General features: G+C 53.0%; 19 protein-coding genes. 17 read left to right on the top strand and 2 right to left on the bottom strand.

Annotated elements, in window-relative coordinates:
* The first annotated feature begins 2 nt into the window (after nt 1-2).
* From rnc to JOD24_RS03025, 6 genes are all read left to right on the top strand, one after another.
* Nucleotides 3-698, top strand: coding sequence for a ribonuclease III (gene rnc / locus JOD24_RS03000; protein ID WP_429246296.1), 696 nt, complete (start codon nt 3-5; stop codon nt 696-698).
* A 429-nt stretch (nt 699-1,127) separates the two neighbouring features.
* Complete coding sequence (locus tag JOD24_RS03005) at nt 1,128-1,466, top strand: tRNA-binding protein (protein ID WP_380163830.1); 339 nt, start codon at nt 1,128-1,130, stop codon at nt 1,464-1,466.
* A gap of 97 nt (nt 1,467-1,563) precedes the next feature.
* Entirely contained in the window at nt 1,564-5,154 is a 3,591-nt protein-coding gene (smc, locus tag JOD24_RS03010; protein ID WP_380163828.1) for a chromosome segregation protein SMC, read from the top strand.
* 14 nt (nt 5,155-5,168) lie between these two features.
* Nucleotides 5,169-6,161 (top strand): signal recognition particle-docking protein FtsY, encoded by a 993-nt coding sequence (gene ftsY, locus JOD24_RS03015; RefSeq protein WP_429246297.1) that lies wholly within the window; start codon nt 5,169-5,171, stop codon nt 6,159-6,161.
* Between the two features lie 113 nt (nt 6,162-6,274).
* Nucleotides 6,275-6,871, top strand: a complete 597-nt coding sequence (locus JOD24_RS03020) for a DedA family protein (RefSeq protein WP_380163824.1) — start codon at nt 6,275-6,277, stop codon at nt 6,869-6,871.
* 154 nt (nt 6,872-7,025) lie between these two features.
* Nucleotides 7,026-7,622: a DUF4253 domain-containing protein gene (locus JOD24_RS03025; RefSeq protein ID WP_429246298.1), complete on the top strand. Its 597-nt coding sequence runs from the start codon at nt 7,026-7,028 to the stop codon at nt 7,620-7,622.
* 92 nt (nt 7,623-7,714) lie between these two features.
* On the opposite strand, the gene pdaA is transcribed toward JOD24_RS03025, so the two are convergent.
* Complete coding sequence (pdaA, locus tag JOD24_RS03030) at nt 7,715-8,470, bottom strand: delta-lactam-biosynthetic de-N-acetylase (protein WP_380164219.1); 756 nt, start codon at nt 8,468-8,470, stop codon at nt 7,715-7,717.
* A 290-nt stretch (nt 8,471-8,760) separates the two neighbouring features.
* Here pdaA and ylxM point away from each other — a divergent pair, with 290 nt between their 5' ends.
* From ylxM to JOD24_RS03085, 11 genes are all read left to right on the top strand, one after another.
* On the top strand, nt 8,761-9,090 hold the full coding sequence (gene ylxM / locus JOD24_RS03035; protein WP_380163820.1) for a YlxM family DNA-binding protein: 330 nt from the start codon (nt 8,761-8,763) through the stop codon (nt 9,088-9,090).
* A gap of 41 nt (nt 9,091-9,131) precedes the next feature.
* Nucleotides 9,132-10,484, top strand: coding sequence for a signal recognition particle protein (ffh, locus tag JOD24_RS03040; protein ID WP_429246299.1), 1,353 nt, complete (start codon nt 9,132-9,134; stop codon nt 10,482-10,484).
* Nucleotides 10,485-10,502: 18 nt separating this feature from the next.
* Nucleotides 10,503-10,775 carry a 30S ribosomal protein S16 gene (rpsP, locus tag JOD24_RS03045; protein ID WP_380163816.1) on the top strand — a complete coding sequence of 91 codons (273 nt, stop codon included), beginning with the start codon at nt 10,503-10,505 and terminating at the stop codon, nt 10,773-10,775.
* A gap of 38 nt (nt 10,776-10,813) precedes the next feature.
* Nucleotides 10,814-11,041, top strand: a complete 228-nt coding sequence (locus tag JOD24_RS03050; RefSeq protein ID WP_380163814.1) for a KH domain-containing protein — start codon at nt 10,814-10,816, stop codon at nt 11,039-11,041.
* Nucleotides 11,042-11,075: 34 nt separating this feature from the next.
* The gene (gene rimM / locus JOD24_RS03055) at nt 11,076-11,597 is read left to right on the top strand and encodes a ribosome maturation factor RimM (RefSeq protein WP_380163812.1); all 522 of its coding nucleotides are present in this window, start codon (nt 11,076-11,078) and stop codon (nt 11,595-11,597) included.
* 16 nt (nt 11,598-11,613) lie between these two features.
* Entirely contained in the window at nt 11,614-12,357 is a 744-nt protein-coding gene (gene trmD, locus JOD24_RS03060; RefSeq protein WP_429246300.1) for a tRNA (guanosine(37)-N1)-methyltransferase TrmD, read from the top strand.
* 111 nt (nt 12,358-12,468) lie between these two features.
* Complete coding sequence (rplS, locus tag JOD24_RS03065; RefSeq protein ID WP_380163808.1) at nt 12,469-12,813, top strand: 50S ribosomal protein L19; 345 nt, start codon at nt 12,469-12,471, stop codon at nt 12,811-12,813.
* 103 nt (nt 12,814-12,916) lie between these two features.
* The gene (lepB, locus tag JOD24_RS03070; protein ID WP_380163806.1) at nt 12,917-13,474 is read left to right on the top strand and encodes a signal peptidase I; all 558 of its coding nucleotides are present in this window, start codon (nt 12,917-12,919) and stop codon (nt 13,472-13,474) included.
* A 15-nt stretch (nt 13,475-13,489) separates the two neighbouring features.
* Nucleotides 13,490-14,380, top strand: a complete 891-nt coding sequence (ylqF, locus tag JOD24_RS03075; protein ID WP_429246301.1) for a ribosome biogenesis GTPase YlqF — start codon at nt 13,490-13,492, stop codon at nt 14,378-14,380.
* Nucleotides 14,355-15,149: a ribonuclease HII gene (gene rnhB / locus JOD24_RS03080; RefSeq protein WP_380163802.1), complete on the top strand. Its 795-nt coding sequence runs from the start codon at nt 14,355-14,357 to the stop codon at nt 15,147-15,149. Before ylqF ends, rnhB begins: the two co-directional genes overlap by 26 nt.
* Before the next feature lie 96 nt (nt 15,150-15,245).
* Nucleotides 15,246-15,611, top strand: a complete 366-nt coding sequence (locus tag JOD24_RS03085; RefSeq protein WP_380163800.1) for a YraN family protein — start codon at nt 15,246-15,248, stop codon at nt 15,609-15,611.
* Nucleotides 15,612-15,660: 49 nt separating this feature from the next.
* On the opposite strand, the gene JOD24_RS03090 is transcribed toward JOD24_RS03085, so the two are convergent.
* On the bottom strand, nt 15,661-16,233 hold the full coding sequence (locus JOD24_RS03090; protein ID WP_429246302.1) for a hypothetical protein: 573 nt from the start codon (nt 16,231-16,233) through the stop codon (nt 15,661-15,663).
* Between the last annotated feature and the right edge of the window lie 465 nt (nt 16,234-16,698).

Raw genomic sequence — 16,698 nt, forward strand, 5'->3', positions numbered from 1 at the left:
AGTTGAATCTGGCCGAACTTGGACAGACCATCGGCCTGTCTCTCCAGAATAAAGATTTGTTTTTACAAGCATTCACCCACACCTCTTTTGCCCATGAGCGGAAAGGGGAACGCCATCAACTGGATAACGAACGGTTGGAGTTCCTCGGTGACGCTGTCCTGGAGCTGACGGTTTCAGAGCACCTCTACCACCGGTTCCCCCATCTGAAAGAAGGGGATTTGACCCGGATGAGGGCTCGGATCGTCTGTGAGCCGTCTTTGGCTTCTTTCGCCCAGGATCTGAACTTCGGTAAGCATATCCGGTTGGGTAAGGGAGAAGAGCTTACCGGGGGTCGCAATCGTCCTGCCCTGCTGGCAGATGTTTTTGAAGCTTTTATCGGTGCACTGTATTTGGAAAAGGGTTTGGACGGGGTGATTGCTTTTATGAACCGAATGATTCTCCCCCGTATTGACGATCAATGGCTCGCTCAGGGCTCTGATGCCAAGAGCCGGCTACAGGAAGCGGTGCAACAGGAGCATCTTGGTTCTTTGATGTATCAGATTGTCGATGTCCAGGGACCGGCCCATGACCGTCAGTTTGTGGCTGAAGTGTGGTTGTCCGGAGAAAAGCTGGGAACCGGAGCGGGACGTTCCAAAAAAGAAGCGGAACAGCAGGCAGCTGCCGAGGGACTTCAGCGGTTTCAACAACAAAAACAGTAGATAGACGAGCCACCGGTTTCCCAGGACGAGAACCGGTGGTTTTCATATTTGAAAGCCCAGATCGACAGGATTCCCTCCGCCTTCTATCGAATCTCCCCTTGGTATAAAAGGAGTGATTCGATTTGTGGGACCGATTGGATTTGAGAAACCTTCTTTCCACGATCACACGGATCGGGAGAGATAGGCCCCATCAGGCGTGTTGATTATCCATATTTTAGGCAGGAAATCAGGTCGGGAGGGTGGAACGGTGAAGAGCCTTTGTGTTCTTTGCAAGAGATCGTAGCCGTCCCACCCTCCCCGTCCCCTCAAGCCATATTTTACGATGGGGGATGGGAAGAGCGAAAGGGTCGTTTCGTTCCCGTCATCCTCTTTATGGTTCATCAACAGCCCTGAGGCCCCATCATTATTTTTGAAACAGGAGGAATGGAGATGGGCCAGATTCCATTTGATGATTTTTTGAAGGTGGAGATCCGCACGGGCAAGATTCTGCGGGCGGAAGCATTTCCAAAAGCGCGCAAACCAGCGTATAAACTGTGGATCGATTTCGGGGAGGAACTGGGGGTGAAGAAGAGCAGTGCCCAGATCACCAAGCTCTATACCTTGGAGGATCTGGTGGGGATGCGAGTATTGGCTGTCACTAACTTTCCACCACGGCAGGTGGCGGATTTCATGTCTGAAGTCCTCGTGTTGGGAGTGGAGGCAGAGGAGGGGGAAGTGGTTCTGATCCAGGCTGACCGGGAAGTGCCCCTGGGAAAAAGGATCAGCTGATCTTTGGAGAAACAGGGACTCGGCATTGGATTCTTTCCCTAGTGCCTCCCCTTTATAGTAAAATAAGAGTTTGTACAGAGGAGAGGAGGGGAGTACATTGCACCTGAAACGGTTGGATATGATCGGATTTAAATCCTTTGCTAATCGGATCGAATTGGAATTCACTCCTGGTGTGACGGCCGTGGTGGGTCCCAATGGGAGCGGGAAGAGCAATGTGACAGACGGGATGCGGTGGGTGTTGGGAGAGCAGAGTGCCAAATCGCTCCGGGGAGCATCGATGCAAGACGTGATTTTCTCCGGCAGCGATTCCCGCAAACCTGTCGGCTACTGTGAAGTTTCCATCACCTTTGACAATACCGACCACAAACTCCACTTGGATTATTCCGAGGTGACGGTGACCCGGCGCGTGTATCGGTCCGGGGAGAGTGAATACTATATCAACAAACAGTCCTGCCGTCTGAAAGATATTACCGAACTGTTTATGGATACCGGAATTGGGAAAGAAGCTTATTCCATGATCGGACAAGGACGGATCGACGAGATCCTCTCTCACAAGTCGGAAGACCGGCGGGCGATCTTTGAGGAAGCGGCAGGCATCGTCAAATATAAGTCCCGCAAGCGGGAAGCCGAAAAAAAACTGGAGTCCACTGATCAGAATCTATCTCGCATTCAGGATCTGGTGGGTGAGCTGGAAGAGCAAGTAGCTCCCTTGGAGGAGCAGGCGGAGAAAGCTAAACAGTATAAAGAGTGGAAGTCCGAACTGACTCGGACGGAGATTGGATTGTATGTACATAAAATTGAAATGTTGCACCAAAATTGGCAGGAAGCCAACCACTCCCTTCAGGAACGGAGGGAGGAGCAGGCCCGACTCGCTGCCGATGTGTCTAAGCGGGAAGCTGTATTGGAAGAATTACGGTGGAAAATTGGACAAAAGGAAGAACAACTGGAGAGTCTCCAGGGGGATCTACTGTCTGTCAGTGAGGAGTTGGAGAAGACCGAGGGACAGCGGGAGGTGTTGCAGGAGCGTTCTCGCAACCGGGCGGAATCGATAGAACAGAGTCGGGTACGGATCCGGGAGTTAGAGGAGGAACAGGAACGGCTCCTGACGGATTTGCAACGACAAAAAGAGCGGTTACAGGAGAAACAGAAGCAATTGGCTGAAACGGAATCTGGACTGAAGGAGGCGGAATCCCGTCTCTCCGGGGAAGGAGACGGCCTGGAATCGGATCTGGATCGATTAAAGGAAAGTCTGCAAGAACTCCTCAATGACCGGACCCGTCTGCAAAGGGACCAGCACCATCTGGAGGAAGAGGGACGAAAGACCGCAGAGCGGAAGGAGCAGCTGGCGGTCCAGGAAGAGTTGGAAAAGCGCACAGAAGCGGATCTGCAAACCCGGATCGATGCGTTGGACAAGGAATTGAAAGAGGTCGGGGAAGCTCTAGACCGCTGTGGGGAACAGTACCGGCAACAGGCGGAAGAGAAGAGAAGTCTGACAGGGGAAATCGACGCCGCTGCCCGTCGTCTGCGAGAAGTGGAACAGAAGCGGGACAACCTTCACTCCCGACGAGAGATGGTCAAGGAGATGGAGGCAGAGCACACCGGCTTTTTCCAAGGAGTGAAAGAGATCCTGAAAGCACGGGATCGAGGTGCGGGAGAGCTGGCAGGAGTCCGTGGGGCAGTCGCCCAGCTGATTCGTGTGCCGAAGGATTATGAGGCGGCCATCGAGACCGCCCTTGGCGGAGCCATGCAACATTTGGTCGTAGAAGATGAACAAACCGGCCGTGGCGGGATTCGTTTCCTGAAGGAACGGCGAGGTGGACGGGCTACTTTTTTGCCACTGGATGTGATGCGGGAGCGCCTATTACCGACGCGGGAGCGGGAGACCTTGACAGGTTTACCAGGTGTGGTCGGGATCGCCGCTGAACTGGTGGAGACGGACCCGGATTACCGCATACTCATCCGCAATCTGTTGGGCCAAGTGATCGTGGCCCGGACGCTGGAAGATGCCAATATGATTGCTCGCCGGATGTCTTATCGATTCCGGGTGGTTACGTTGGAGGGAGACGTGGTCAACCCCGGCGGATCCATGTCTGGGGGAAGCCGACAAAAAAATAAGGCCAACCTCTTGAGTCGCTCTCGGCAAGTGGAAGAATTAGACGGAGAAATCGCAAGGACTCAGGTGGAGCTGAAACAAGCCGAGGAGACGCACCAAAAGATCCGCCGCCAGATGAGTGACTTGGAAGCTCAGATGGATGCGGTTCAAACCGAAGGAGAAAAGTTACGCCAGCGGGAACAGGAACTGAAGGCGACCCGACGGGAAGTGGCGGTGGAAGTGCGTACGTTGGAATCCCAACGGGAGAAGACCTCCTTCGAGCAAGCTCGGAATGAAGAGGAAGATCGCCAAATCCAAGAGCGCCTGTCTCAACTAGCCGAAGGCATTGCCGCGATGGATGAGCAGGAGACGGAGCTGAGGCGATGCATCCATCAAGCTCTGGAACAGATGGAACGGGAGGCGTCGGAAAAGGACGAGGCGAGCCGTGAGGTGACGGATTGGAAAATTAAAGCGGCTCGGCTGAACCAAGAACGGGAATATCTGGAGTCGGACTGCCGTCGGCTGGAAGAGGAAGAAGAGAGACTGACCCATCAGCTTACGGAGCTGAGAGAACAATTGTCCGGGCTGGAGACGGGTGAATCGGACCATCAGGAGGAGAGCAAGCTCTTGGCGGAGCGTGTGGAAGAGTTGCGGGAGCGAAAAGTGACAGCCCAAGAGGCGCTGACGGCGAGCAAAAAAGAACGGGACCGTTATCACAGCAACCGCGGGGAACAAGAACAGGAGCTTCGCGTACTTCGCCAGGACCTGAAAAAGCAAGAGGACGGATTACATCAGCAGGAAGTGAAAGCCAACCGGATGGACGTGGAATTGAACCACCTTCTGGAGAAGCTGGCCGAGGAGTATGAAATCAGCTTTGAGCTGGCTAGGGAGCGCTACGAGAAGCCGGATGAGCCACAGCGTGCGGAGCGGGCGGTTCGTTCCCTCCGCGGGAAAATTGCCTCCCTTGGCGAAGTCAACCTGGGGGCGATCGAAGAGCACAATCGGTTGTCCACGCGGCTGCAATTTCTCAGTTCGCAACGGGATGATTTGCTGGAGGCCAAAGGCTCCCTTCAGGATGTGATCCGCAACATCGAATTGGAGATGTCCAATCGTTTCCAAGAGAGCTTTACGGTGATCCGTGAGGAATTTGTCGATGTGTTTGCTAAAATGTTCGGTGGGGGAAGGGCAGATCTGCAGTTGACCGAACCGGACAATCTGCTGGAGACGGGGATTGAAATCATCGCTCAGCCACCGGGGAAGAAGCCGCAGAACCTGGGGCTTCTCTCAGGTGGCGAACGAGCACTGGCTGCGATCGCCCTCTTGTTCGCTGTGTTGCGGTACAAGCCGGTTCCCTTCTGTGTACTGGATGAAGTGGATGCCGCCCTGGATGAGGCCAATCTGAGCCGCTTCACCCGCTATCTCCGGGAATTCTCCCAGAAGACCCAGTTTATCATCATTACCCACCGCAAACGGACGATGGAAGGGGCGGACGTGATGTATGGGGTGACGATGGAGGAAGCAGGGGTGTCCAAGATCGTCTCTGTTCGCTTGGAGGATTTTGAAGGGAAAGAAGAGGCGGCGGCCGCTCAGGGATAAGGAGGTAGAAGATCATGAGTTTTTTTAAACGGTTGAAGAAGAGCGTTTCCCAAACCACCGATTCGGTGACACAAAAATTTAAAAACGGATTGAGCAAGACCAGCGCTTCCCTAGTGGGAGCGATGGATTCGGTGTTCAGCCGCAACCGGATTGATGAAGAGCTTTACGAAGAATTGGAGGAGATCTTGATCGGCGCCGATGTCGGCGTCAACACCTCCTTGGAAATCGTGGACCAGCTCCGGACTGAGGTCAAGCAACGGAAGTTGAAAGATCCTGGAGAATTGAAGCCGCTGTTGTCGGAAATCCTCGTCGGGATTTTGCGAGGAGACGGGGATGAAGGCATGAATTTGCAGGCAGACGATCTGACAGTCATCCTTTTTGTCGGTGTCAACGGTGTGGGCAAGACAACCACCATCGGCAAGCTGGCCCATCATTACAAGGAGCAGGGGAAAAAGGTGGTGCTGGCCGCAGGGGATACCTTCCGGGCGGGGGCGATCGAGCAACTGGAGATCTGGGGGGAGCGGGTGGGTGTCGATGTGATCCGCCACCAAGCCGGCTCCGACCCGGCGGCGGTAGTCTATGACGGCATCCAGGCAGCCAAAGCCCGGGGGGCGGATATTTTGCTGTGCGACACTGCCGGGCGGTTACAGAACAAGGTTAACTTGATGGAGGAGTTGAAAAAAGTGCACCGGGTCATCGGCCGGGAAGTGCCCGCAGCTCCTCATGAGACCTTGTTGGTACTGGACTCCACCACGGGGCAAAATGCGATGCAACAGGCAAAAATCTTTCATGAAGCCACCCGGATCACCGGCATCGTTCTCACCAAGATGGACGGGACCGCTAAAGGAGGGATCGCTTTGGCGATTCGTCAGGAATTGAGTGTCCCTGTCAAATGGGTGGGGCTCGGAGAACAAATGGATGACCTGCAACCTTTTAATGGGGAGCAGTTTGTCCATGCTCTGTTTGTGAAAGACATCGAACAGGAAACCGCAACCGATCCCAACTGAAGCAACCCCGGCCGAATCTGAATCGGTCGGGGTTTGCTCTTGAAGGTAAGAGGAAAGAAATTGGAGGGATAGGGGCAGGATGACAGAGGATCGTCAGAAGGGAGGTGCCGGTCGTGACAGAAGTTTTGCTCAACTGGGTGGTTCATTTTGGTTATATCGGATTGTTTGCCGCACTGGTTCTGGGGATCGTAGGCTTGCCGATTCCTGATGAACTCCTGATGACCTTTGCGGGCTTCCTGATCTCAAAAAACCATTTTCATTTATTCCACACGGTGGTGGTCGCTTTTACGGGAAGTGCCGCCGGGATGAGTCTCAGTTTCACCATCGGCCGCCGGTTGGGCCGACCTTTTCTGGAGCGGTACGGCCCCTACGTTCATTTGACTCCCAAACATCTGAAACAGGTGGAAGAGTGGTTTCAACGGTTTGGAAAATGGGCCGTCAGTTTCGGCTACTTCATCCCCGGTGTCCGCCACCTGACCGCCTACTCCGCTGGGATCAGCCGCTGGCCATTCCCTGTTTTTAGCTTGTATGCCTTCACCGGAGGATTGATTTGGGTTCTGATCTACATTACAGTGGGTATTCTGTTGGGAGATCATTGGAAGCAGTGGATGGGCCTCATGCACCGAACCGGCTGGATCGGTACCATTACCTTAGTTCTGGGGATCGGGCTCCTGTGGTGGTTGAAGAGAAAGAGGGCGCATTCCTCATAAAGGGAAGAGCTTACCATCGGGTCGCCCGCGGTCTTCCTCGATGAAAGCCTCTTTCCTGGGACGATACATTTGTTCTGTTTTGAATCACTAGGGTATGATAACGTGAATGGTATAGAAGTCTTGTCTTTTTGAAAGTTAGGAGAGTGCCTATATCGTGAATATTGGAAATCGCGGGGAGAAACAGGAGGCCGAAACGGTGGTTCACAGTCCAGCGCTACTTGAGACGGTGAAGTTGCTGGAAGGCAGAGGGGAAATCAGGCCCTTTTTTACCTATGACTTCGGTCGGGTGAAAGATTCACATGGATTTTCAGTTGTGGGCACAAAGGAGTGGGCGGAGGAAATTTGGGCTTTCCTGCGTCCCCAGTTGCCCCAGGGGACGATTACTTTTTTGGGAACGGAATACTGGCTGGGGGAGGAGAGTCCGGGGGAAGTGGAGTTGGTGCTGGCAGAAGGGGAGGAGCCCTGGGACATCCTGCGTCAGGCACGGACAGATGCAATCAACTATGGTATGAACACAGAAGATTTGATCCGGCGACTACAATCTTTTTACGAGGAAGCTTCCTTTACCCTTATCCAGGCCACCTCCGATATTGTGGAGTGGAGGCTGGATAGTTGGCCCCAGGAACTGGCGGCCTATTGCGAAAAAATATATGAGCTGTGCCCCGATATCGTGGACCAGGGGGTAGGAAGTGTAGAGATTCTAACCGAGTTTGTAGCGACCACCGGCCGGGTTTGGCTGTGGTGGGATTGATTGAGTATTATACCTTCCCCTAGTATTCCTGAGAACACTAAACGGCACCGTTCACCTAAGGGACGGTGCCGCGAAGATTTTTGCAGCTCACGTCAATGGTAATGTTTCACCTTCAACTGCTCCAAACTCTTGAATTTGTATCCCTGTTTTCTTGCATCCTCAATGATTTTCTCTAAGGCTTCCGCATTATCTCTGGAGACAGAGTGAAGGAGAATCACTGCACCGGGATGAAGCTGAGACATCACCTTTTGGTAAGCATAGTTTCCACCTTTTTGCTGCTTCGGATTCCAATCCGAATAAGCCACCGACCAAAAAACAGTGGTATATCCCAGCTCTTTGCTGGTGGCCAAGGTCTGCTCGCTAAAAATTCCCCGGGGCGGACGTTCAAAATGCATTTCTTTTTGATCCGTCTGACGCGCGACTTCCTTCTGGACTTTGGACAGTTCCTCCTTCATCTTATGGACAGGGATTTGAGACATGTCGGGATGACTCCAGGAGTGATTCCCGATCACATGTCCTTCTTTCACCATTCGCTGGATCAATTCAGGCTGATCCTTAACATAATGGCCTGTCACAAAAAAAGCAGCTGGCACCTTTTTCTTTTTTAAAACATCCAGTACCTGGGTGGTATACCCGTTTTCATATCCGTTATCAAAGGTGAGATACAACTCTTTTTGAGCTGGATCCCCGAGAAAGATCGCGTCCTGTTTTCGCAGGATTTCCATGAACCCTTCCTGTGCAATGGAAGCGAGCTGGCCGTCTTTACTCTTTTTGAAACCAAAGTGATAAGGTTTTGTCCCGTGCGCCGCAGCGGAATGGAGAGTCAAAAAGGATGCGATGACCAGGATGGAAACGAGTGCAAACCAGGGGGTACGCTTCACGACATGTCACTCCTTTATTTGAGATCAGGCGTGTGGATTCACCTATTTTGGATCTACGCCTTCTGAAGAGGCATTAGGTAATATCTCGCGTGGACGAAGGACCATCCAACCAAATAAAGGGGTTAAACCCAAATCATAACGGATGACTGATCCCTCCAAGCAGACTGCCAATAAGAAAACCTTGACACGGGTTTTCGCGACTGATATGATAACCAAGGTGTAAAGATGTTTGGCTTGACGGGATGCGAGGTGGGCTCATGTTGGAAGAGACAACCCGGGTCAACCTGCTTTACGATTTCTATGCTCCTTTATTGACGGAGAAACAGCGGCAGGTGATGGAGTTGTATTTCCATGAAGACTGGTCCTTTGGGGAGATCGCGGATCATCTCGGGATTTCCCGTCAAGGGGTTCACGAGACCGTCAAGCGCTCCCGGAGTGCAATGGAAACCCTGGAGGAAGAGTTGGGACTCCTCACCAAACACATCCGCAGACGAAAGCTGGCCGACAGCATTATGGAAAAGCTGGCTGACCATCCGGAGCAGAAGGATGTGGGAGAACTGCTGGAGGAACTTTTGGGCATAGATTGACCGGTGATGACCGGGATCACATAATGGGGAGGCTTTATCGCATGGCATTTGAAGGGTTGTCCGAACGGCTGCAATCGGCCCTCGCCAAGCTGCGCGGCAAGGGAAAGGTGAGCGAAGCGGATGTGAAAGCCGCGATGCGGGAAGTCCGCCTGGCCCTCCTCGAAGCCGACGTCAACTATAAAGTGGTGAAAGACTTTGTGTCTAAAGTGCGGGAACGCGCTGTCGGACAGGAAGTGCTGAAAAGCCTGACGCCCGGCCAGCAGGTGATCAAGGTTGTCAACGAGGAGCTTTCCAGCCTCATGGGCGGGACCCAGGAAAAACTGAACCTCACTTCCAAACCGTCAGTGATTCTGATGGTTGGGCTTCAGGGAGCGGGGAAGACCACCACAACCGGGAAATTGGGACGCTATCTCAAAAAGCAGAACCGGAATCCGCTCCTCGTGGCAGGGGACGTCTACCGACCGGCGGCCATCCGGCAGTTGGAGGTCCTCGGAGACCAGGTACAGTTACCGGTCTTCACCATGGGGGACAAGGAAAACCCGGTCCGGATCGCTGTCGATGGGGTGGCCCAAGCCAAAGAAGCAGGACATGATACTGTTCTGATCGACACCGCGGGTCGCCTTCATATTGATGAGACGATGATGGATGAACTGAAAGCGATCAAGGAGAAGGTGCAACCAGACGAAATTCTGCTGGTGGTGGATGCGATGACCGGTCAGGATGCCGTCAACGTCGCGGACAGTTTCAACCGGGAGCTGGGATTGACCGGGGTAGTTCTGACCAAGCTGGATGGAGACACCCGGGGAGGAGCCGCCTTGTCTGTCAAATCGGTGACGGACTGTCCGGTGAAATTCGTCGGGATGGGGGAAAAGGTGGATGCTTTGGAACCCTTCCACCCGGAACGGATGGCTTCCCGAATCCTGGGAATGGGGGATGTCCTCACTCTTATCGAAAAAGCCCAATCCTCCGTCGATCAGGAGAAGGCGAAGGACCTGGAGCGGAAACTTCGCACCCAGCAGTTCACCTTTGATGACTTTCTCGAACAGATGGAGCAGGTGCGTAGCATGGGTCCCTTGGATGAATTGCTTGGGATGATGCCGGGGATGGGACAGATGAAAAACATGAAAAATCTCCAAGTGGATGAAAAACAACTCACCAAAGTGGAGGCGATCATCCGGTCCATGACCCGACAAGAAAAACAGAATCCCGAGGTCATCAACGCAGGACGGCGCAGGCGAATTGCCCTTGGCAGTGGGACTACAGTGCAGGATGTCAACCGCCTGATCAAGCAATTTATGGATATGAAGAAGATGATGAAGAACTTTTCCTCCATGTCCAAAGGAAAGAAAAAGAAAAAGAAAGGCGGGAAACTTAAGTTTCCCTTTATGCCCTGAAGAGGAGGTGAAAATCCAATGGCAGTAAAGATCCGTTTGAAACGAATGGGCGCCAAGAAATCCCCGTTCTATCGTCTGGTGGTGGCCGACTCTCGTGCTCCCCGCGACGGTCGTTTCATCGAAGAAATCGGGTACTACAACCCGCTGACCCAACCGGTTCAAGTCAAGATTGACGAGGACAAGGCGATGAAATGGCTGAACACGGGTGCCCAACCTTCCGATACGGTGAAAAACCTGTTCCGGAAAGAAGGCATTCTGAAAAAGTTGCACGAAGCCAAAAACCAAAAGTAATCTCAAGCTGAAACCATCCGGCCTGAGGGGGAGTCAGATTGAAGGAACTGGTAGAGGTGATCGCCCGGGCGTTGGTGGATCATCCAGATGCCGTTCGTGTCCGGGAGGCAGAAGATCCAGACCGCCTCGTCCTACAACTTTCCGTCGCCCCGGAAGATATGGGCAAGGTGATCGGAAAACAAGGTCGAATCGCCAAGGCGATCCGCACGGTGGTTGGCGCCGCCGCTGTGCGGGAACAGAAACGGGTTATGGTAGAGATCCGCTGACCCGCCTGTGGAGAGTTTGAAAGGAGGGCGCTTCATGCAGGAACCGGATCAATTGACAGTGGGGCGGATCACCGGTACCCACGGCATCCGGGGGGAGGTTCGGGTTCATTCGCGGACAGATTACCCAGAGCTTCGCTTCGCCCCCGGCACTCCACTTTTCCTGATTCATCCGAGTCTGGAGGAGGGGCAGCCGGTCACTGTGGTCCGCGCTCGTCCGCACAAGGACTTCTGGTTGGTGCAGTTCGAGGAGTGGACAAACATCAATCAGGCGGAACCTTTCAAGGGCGGACTACTAAGGGTCAGCCGAGAGGAAGCGGTGGAACCGGAAGAGGACGCTTTTTACCTGCATGAAATCATCGGGTCCCGAGTGGTGACCACAGAGGGCGAATCTGTGGGGGTCGTCACTGAGATTCTACAGCCTGGGGCCAACGATGTTTGGGTGATCCAGAAAGACGGCGGCGGGGAAGTCCTCATCCCTTTTATCGAAGATGTAGTCCGGAAAGTGGATCCGTCGGCCCGGCAGGTGATCATCCGTTGGATGGAAGGGTTGGAGTGATTGAGGTGACACGGCTTTGCGTTTCGACGTCTTGACATTGTTTCCAGAGATGTTCGAGGGCTTCTTTTCTTCCAGTGTGATCGGTCGCGGGATTGAGCAAGGGCGGGTCTCGGTTTCGGTTACGAACTTCCGGGATTACAGCACTAACAAACACCGAACCGTTGACAATACTCCCTATGGGGGCGGCGGCGGAATGGTGTTGAAACCGGAGCCCTTATTCCGTGCGGTGGATGAACTGATCCGGGATGAACCGACCCGGCCCCGGGTGCTGATGATGAGCCCTCAAGGCATTCCCTTCACCCAGTCGAAGGCAGAGGAGTTGGCCAGTCACGATCATCTGATCCTCCTGTGCGGCCATTATGAAGGGTTTGATGAACGGGTCCGTCAACATCTGGTGGATGAGGAGATCTCTATCGGGGATTATGTGTTGACCGGCGGTGAGTTGCCGGCGATGGTACTGATGGATAGTGTGATCCGTTTGGTCTCCGGTGTTTTGGGTAACGAATCCTCAGCGGAAACCGACTCTTTTTCCATGGGATTGTTGGAGTATCCCCAGTATACCCGCCCCGCTGATTTTCAAGGGTGGAAGGTCCCGGATGTGCTACTGTCGGGGCACCACCTCGAGATTGCCCGGTGGCGCCGGCGCCAGTCCTTGATCCGCACCTGGGAACGGCGTCCGGAACTGCTGGAGACAGCGGAATTATCCGAAGAAGATCGCCGATTCCTCAAGAAATTGCAGGAAGAAGCCGGTAAAGGCTGACTTCCCGGGGTGTTCATTGTTTTCAGTTGGACCATATGCTAAAATGGTTTTTGTGCTCGAGAAAAGTACCGGATGATATACAAAAAATGCTGACGGGAAGGAGGGAAACCCATGAATCAACTCGTACGCGAAATCGGAGAACAACAAGTGCGCAAAGATATCCCCCGCTTCCGTGCTGGTGACACGGTTCGGGTCCACGTGAAGGTTGTTGAAGGTCAACGGGAACGGATTCAGGTCTTTGAAGGCGTAGTGATCCAGCGGCGTGGGGGAGGAATCTCCGAGACGTTCACCGTCCGGAAGATCTCTTACAATATCGGCGTTGAACGCACCTTCCCGTTACACTCACCGCGGATTGCGAAGATTGAGGTGACCCGTCGCGGTAAAGTACGTCGCGCCAAGCTGTTTTATCTGCGCAAACTGCGCGGCAAAGCGGCCCGAATCAAGGAAATTCATTAATCATTTGGAAGGGCTTGGGGATCTCAAGCCCTTTTATCACATTCCATATCTGAAATCTCCGTATTCTTGTTGATGTGTGTGATTGCGAGTCAGGAGGAGCCTCATGAGCGAGTTCATCCCCCGTTCCACCAGACATGGTCACAGTAAGCGGGATAACGATGAAACCTGGGAATGGGTGCAGGCATTGGCGATTGCAGTCATCCTCGCCCTGGTGATCCGCTATCTGGTCTTTTCCCCTTTTAGTGTTTCCGGACCCTCCATGTTGTCCACCCTGCATGACGGTGATCTGTTGATTGTCAACAAAGTGATCTATCACTTTCGGGAGCCCAAACCGGGTGAAGTGGTGGTTTTCCATGCTACGGAAAACAAAGATTACATCAAAAGGGTGATTGCGCTTCCGGGTCAGACTGTCTCCGCCCAAAATAATATGGTTCGGGTGAACGGAAAGAGTATTGAGGAGTCGTACATAGACGAGGGGAACCGAACGGCGGATTTTGGACCCGTAACCGTACCCAAAGGACATATATTCGTAATGGGAGACAACCGGATGAACAGTAGTGACAGCCGTAGCCCGGAGCTAGGGCCGGTACCCATCGATTCCATTGTGGGACGGGCAGACCTCGTTTTTTGGCCCATGAGCGATTTTTCTCTTATTTGGTAAAAAGGTGATTCCAAGATGACAATTCAATGGTTTCCGGGCCATATGGCTAAAGCCCGTCGGGAAGTGGAAGAAAAACTGAATCAGGTGGATCTGGTCTTCGAATTATTGGATGCTCGCTTGCCTTTGTCCAGCCGCAATCCGATGATCGGGGATCTGATCCGGAAAAAGCCTCGTCTCATCCTACTCACCAAGAGTGATCTGGCGGACCGGGAGGCGACCCGGCTTTGGGCCGGGTTTTTCCGTTCAGACCAGGTGCAGGCACATCCGGTGGATATCTTGTCGGGAGCAGGGATCAAACAGATCGGATCGATCAGTCGGGAGTTGGTGAAGGAGAAGCTGGCTTCCCAATCCCGCAAAGGAATCCGGCATCACCGAATCCGGGCCATGGTAGTTGGCGTGCCCAATGTAGGCAAATCGGCTCTGATCAATCGTCTCTCTGGACGGAGTCCGGCAAAAACCGGGGACCGGCCGGGAGTGACCCGTACCCAACAGTGGATCAAGTTGGGAAACGGGATGGAACTTCTAGATACTCCGGGAATCCTCTGGCCCAAATTTGATGACCCTCAAGTAGGCTTGCGACTGGCGGCAAGCGGGGCGATCAAAGAAGAGGTTCTTTCTGTGGAGGAAATCGGCCTCTATTTGTTAAATTACATAGCGGAGCGTTATCCAGATCTCCTCCGGGATCGATATCAGTTGAATCCCCAGGAAAAGCGGGAAGCACCTCTTTTGTTGGAAGAGGTGGGGAAACGACGGGGATGTATGCGAAAAGGTGGGGAAATTGATTTGGAAAAGGCTGCGGAAGTGGTGTTGCGTGATTACCGTTCCGGTCGGCTGGGCCGGATCTCCCTGGAATTCCCGATGGATTGGGGGGATGAAACTGATGAGCGTGAAGGGGACAATCTCTGAGATCAAGATCCGTTTGGAACAGGATGAAGAGGTGTCCGATGCTTTCCTGGAAGCGCTTCAGACAGACTCCCGGGTTGGTGTCCGCAAGTTGGCCACCTCATACATAAAAAAACGAGAAGCCCGCCAGAGGGAAGTCGAACGCGTGGATCGAATGTGGCAATTGGAACGCGCCTGTCGTCGTCAAGGTTATCAGGCGATCGCCGGAGTGGATGAGGCGGGCCGGGGTCCGCTGGCGGGGCCGGTAGTGGCAGCGGCAGTGATTCTACCTTTGGAGTTTGATGCAACGGGGCTGAACGATTCCAAAAAATTATCTGCTGAAGAGAGGGAGTCTCTTCGAGTAAGAATTGAACGGGATGCTGTAGCCTTGGGCATCGGGGTGGTAGACCATCAATATATCGATGAATACAATATCTTGCAGGCTACCTATGAAGCGATGCGCCGGGCTGTAGCGGAGCTGTCCCCAGTAGCGGATTGCCTCTTGCTGGATGCAGTGGAGGTTCCGGAACTTCTGCTCCCTCAGCATTCCATCATCAAAGGGGATGCACTTAGCCATTCCATCGCGGCGGCTTCGGTGATTGCCAAAACGGTCCGGGACCGATGGATGACAGAGGCAGGAGAAAAATATCCCCAATACGGATTTGGGAAAAACATGGGTTATGGAACACCGGATCATCTGGCTGCGCTGGAACGTTGGGGCGCCTGTCCCATCCACCGAAAAAGTTTTGCCCCGGTCCGGGAGCGGGATGATTCAACAAGGAACCTCGCCTAAGAGAAGGGCGGGGATTTTTTGTGCCCATTTGTGGAAATAGAAGGGATTTTGTGCGATGAGGTCGAAACTAGATCTATCAAAGGGAGGGGAGATCCTGTGAGCAAAGACCGGCGCAGGGAAACCGGACAAATCGGTGAAGCTTTAGCTGCCAGCTATCTTGAAAATCAAGGGTACACCATCCTGGAAACCAATTGGCGCAATCGGATTGGGGAACTGGATCTGATCGCTGAACAGGAGGGGGAGTTAGTGATTGTAGAGGTTCGGACCACTCGGGGACGGCAATTTGGCTACGGATTTCAGTCCATCGACCGCAAAAAACAGCAACAGGTTCGTAAGTTGGCGCTGGCCTATCTACAAGCGCGACAACCCCAGATGCCCTCCTTTCGGATCGATGTGATCTCGGTACTCCTGTCCCCTGCTGACGATCCTTTACGCATCGATCATTTGGAAGCGGCTTTTTGAACTTTTTCCTGACGAAAAATCCGGTGATTTTCCACCGGATTGTAGCGTGTCAAACCTTTTCCATGTGGCCGTTCAAAAGATCTTGGTACAACTCATCTCCTCCGATGTGTACTCGCAGCGAGATCTGGTCTTTCCCGGCGTTCTGCCATTGACACAGCTGATGAAATATCAGATAAATACTTTTTTTCACTTCCACCTGGGGATACCGTTTCAGATCGACAAAAAAGCTGTACAGGTCGGGCTCATCCACCGTGTGGGAAATCACTTTCATCGCTTCAAAGGCTTCCACCAAACCGTCGCAAAGATAAGGGATCCATTCCGGTCGGTTGTTTCGTCCATTTTCGTCCAAGTAGTGGATGGTAAAACCCATCATGGGATAGCGGTGGATATCTGCTTCGGTGTAGCGAGTCTCTGTGTCGTTTTTGTGATCATACAGGAAAAACTCCAGATGGTATCGGTGAGAGGTTGGACTCTCGGTCTTTCCACTGCGAGTATAGCTGTTTTGTCTCAGTTTTTCATTCTCCTTTTTCAATTGTTCCAGTTCTTTATATAAATCTTCTTTTGCATCGGAGTGGTTCGGCTCCGGAGTGAAGTCGAACAGCTCTTTGAATTTCGAGAACATCCCAACTCTCTCCTTTGGCCTAGTCATCACCATTATATCGAAAGGTTTTATAGAGAAAAAGGAGGAAAGGTAAGAACCCGACGGGAAGGGCTTTCTTGTCAACTTCATCGTAGGTCTGTTTCCCTGCTAAAGCAGGGAGGGATCGACGTCGCGAGGAGGATATCATAGGAAATCAAGTGTGTTGATTGCGGAAAATGTGTTGCGAAAGTGGATAGACCTTTCGCCGCCCCACTTGTCCCCAAACGAGAAAATTTCATGTGGGACGGGGATGACAGGACGACTACGATCTTTTGCAAAGAGCGCAAAGGATCTCCGCCGCCCCACCATCCCGACCCTGGTTACCACACAAAATAAGGCTAATCAACGGCCTTGAATCAGGCGCGATGATTAGCTAGAAAATGAGTGGTGGAAGGGAGTCGTGTACTGCCAAAGCGACCTTACTACAATCTCGATGGGCTGAAGAGT

Source organism: Kroppenstedtia sanguinis (genome assembly GCF_050433445.1).
Taxonomy (GTDB): Bacteria; Bacillota; Bacilli; order Thermoactinomycetales; family DSM-45169; genus Kroppenstedtia; species Kroppenstedtia sanguinis.

Bases quoted from the DNA above. Each gene is read 5' to 3' on its own strand.
- rimM (WP_380163812.1), top strand. From the start codon at position 11,076: ATGCAGGAACCGGATCAATTGACAGTGGGGCGGATCACCGGTACCCAC.
- ftsY (WP_429246297.1), top strand. From the start codon at position 5,169: ATGAGTTTTTTTAAACGGTTGAAGAAGAGCGTTTCCCAAACCACCGAT.
- lepB (WP_380163806.1), top strand. From the start codon at position 12,917: ATGAGCGAGTTCATCCCCCGTTCCACCAGACATGGTCACAGTAAGCGG.
- rpsP (WP_380163816.1), top strand. From the start codon at position 10,503: ATGGCAGTAAAGATCCGTTTGAAACGAATGGGCGCCAAGAAATCCCCG.
- JOD24_RS03005 (WP_380163830.1), top strand. From the start codon at position 1,128: ATGGGCCAGATTCCATTTGATGATTTTTTGAAGGTGGAGATCCGCACG.
- ylxM (WP_380163820.1), top strand. From the start codon at position 8,761: ATGTTGGAAGAGACAACCCGGGTCAACCTGCTTTACGATTTCTATGCT.
- rplS (WP_380163808.1), top strand. From the start codon at position 12,469: ATGAATCAACTCGTACGCGAAATCGGAGAACAACAAGTGCGCAAAGAT.
- rnhB (WP_380163802.1), top strand. From the start codon at position 14,355: ATGAGCGTGAAGGGGACAATCTCTGAGATCAAGATCCGTTTGGAACAG.
- ylqF (WP_429246301.1), top strand. From the start codon at position 13,490: ATGACAATTCAATGGTTTCCGGGCCATATGGCTAAAGCCCGTCGGGAA.
- JOD24_RS03090 (WP_429246302.1), bottom strand. From the start codon at position 16,233: ATGTTCTCGAAATTCAAAGAGCTGTTCGACTTCACTCCGGAGCCGAAC.
- ffh (WP_429246299.1), top strand. From the start codon at position 9,132: ATGGCATTTGAAGGGTTGTCCGAACGGCTGCAATCGGCCCTCGCCAAG.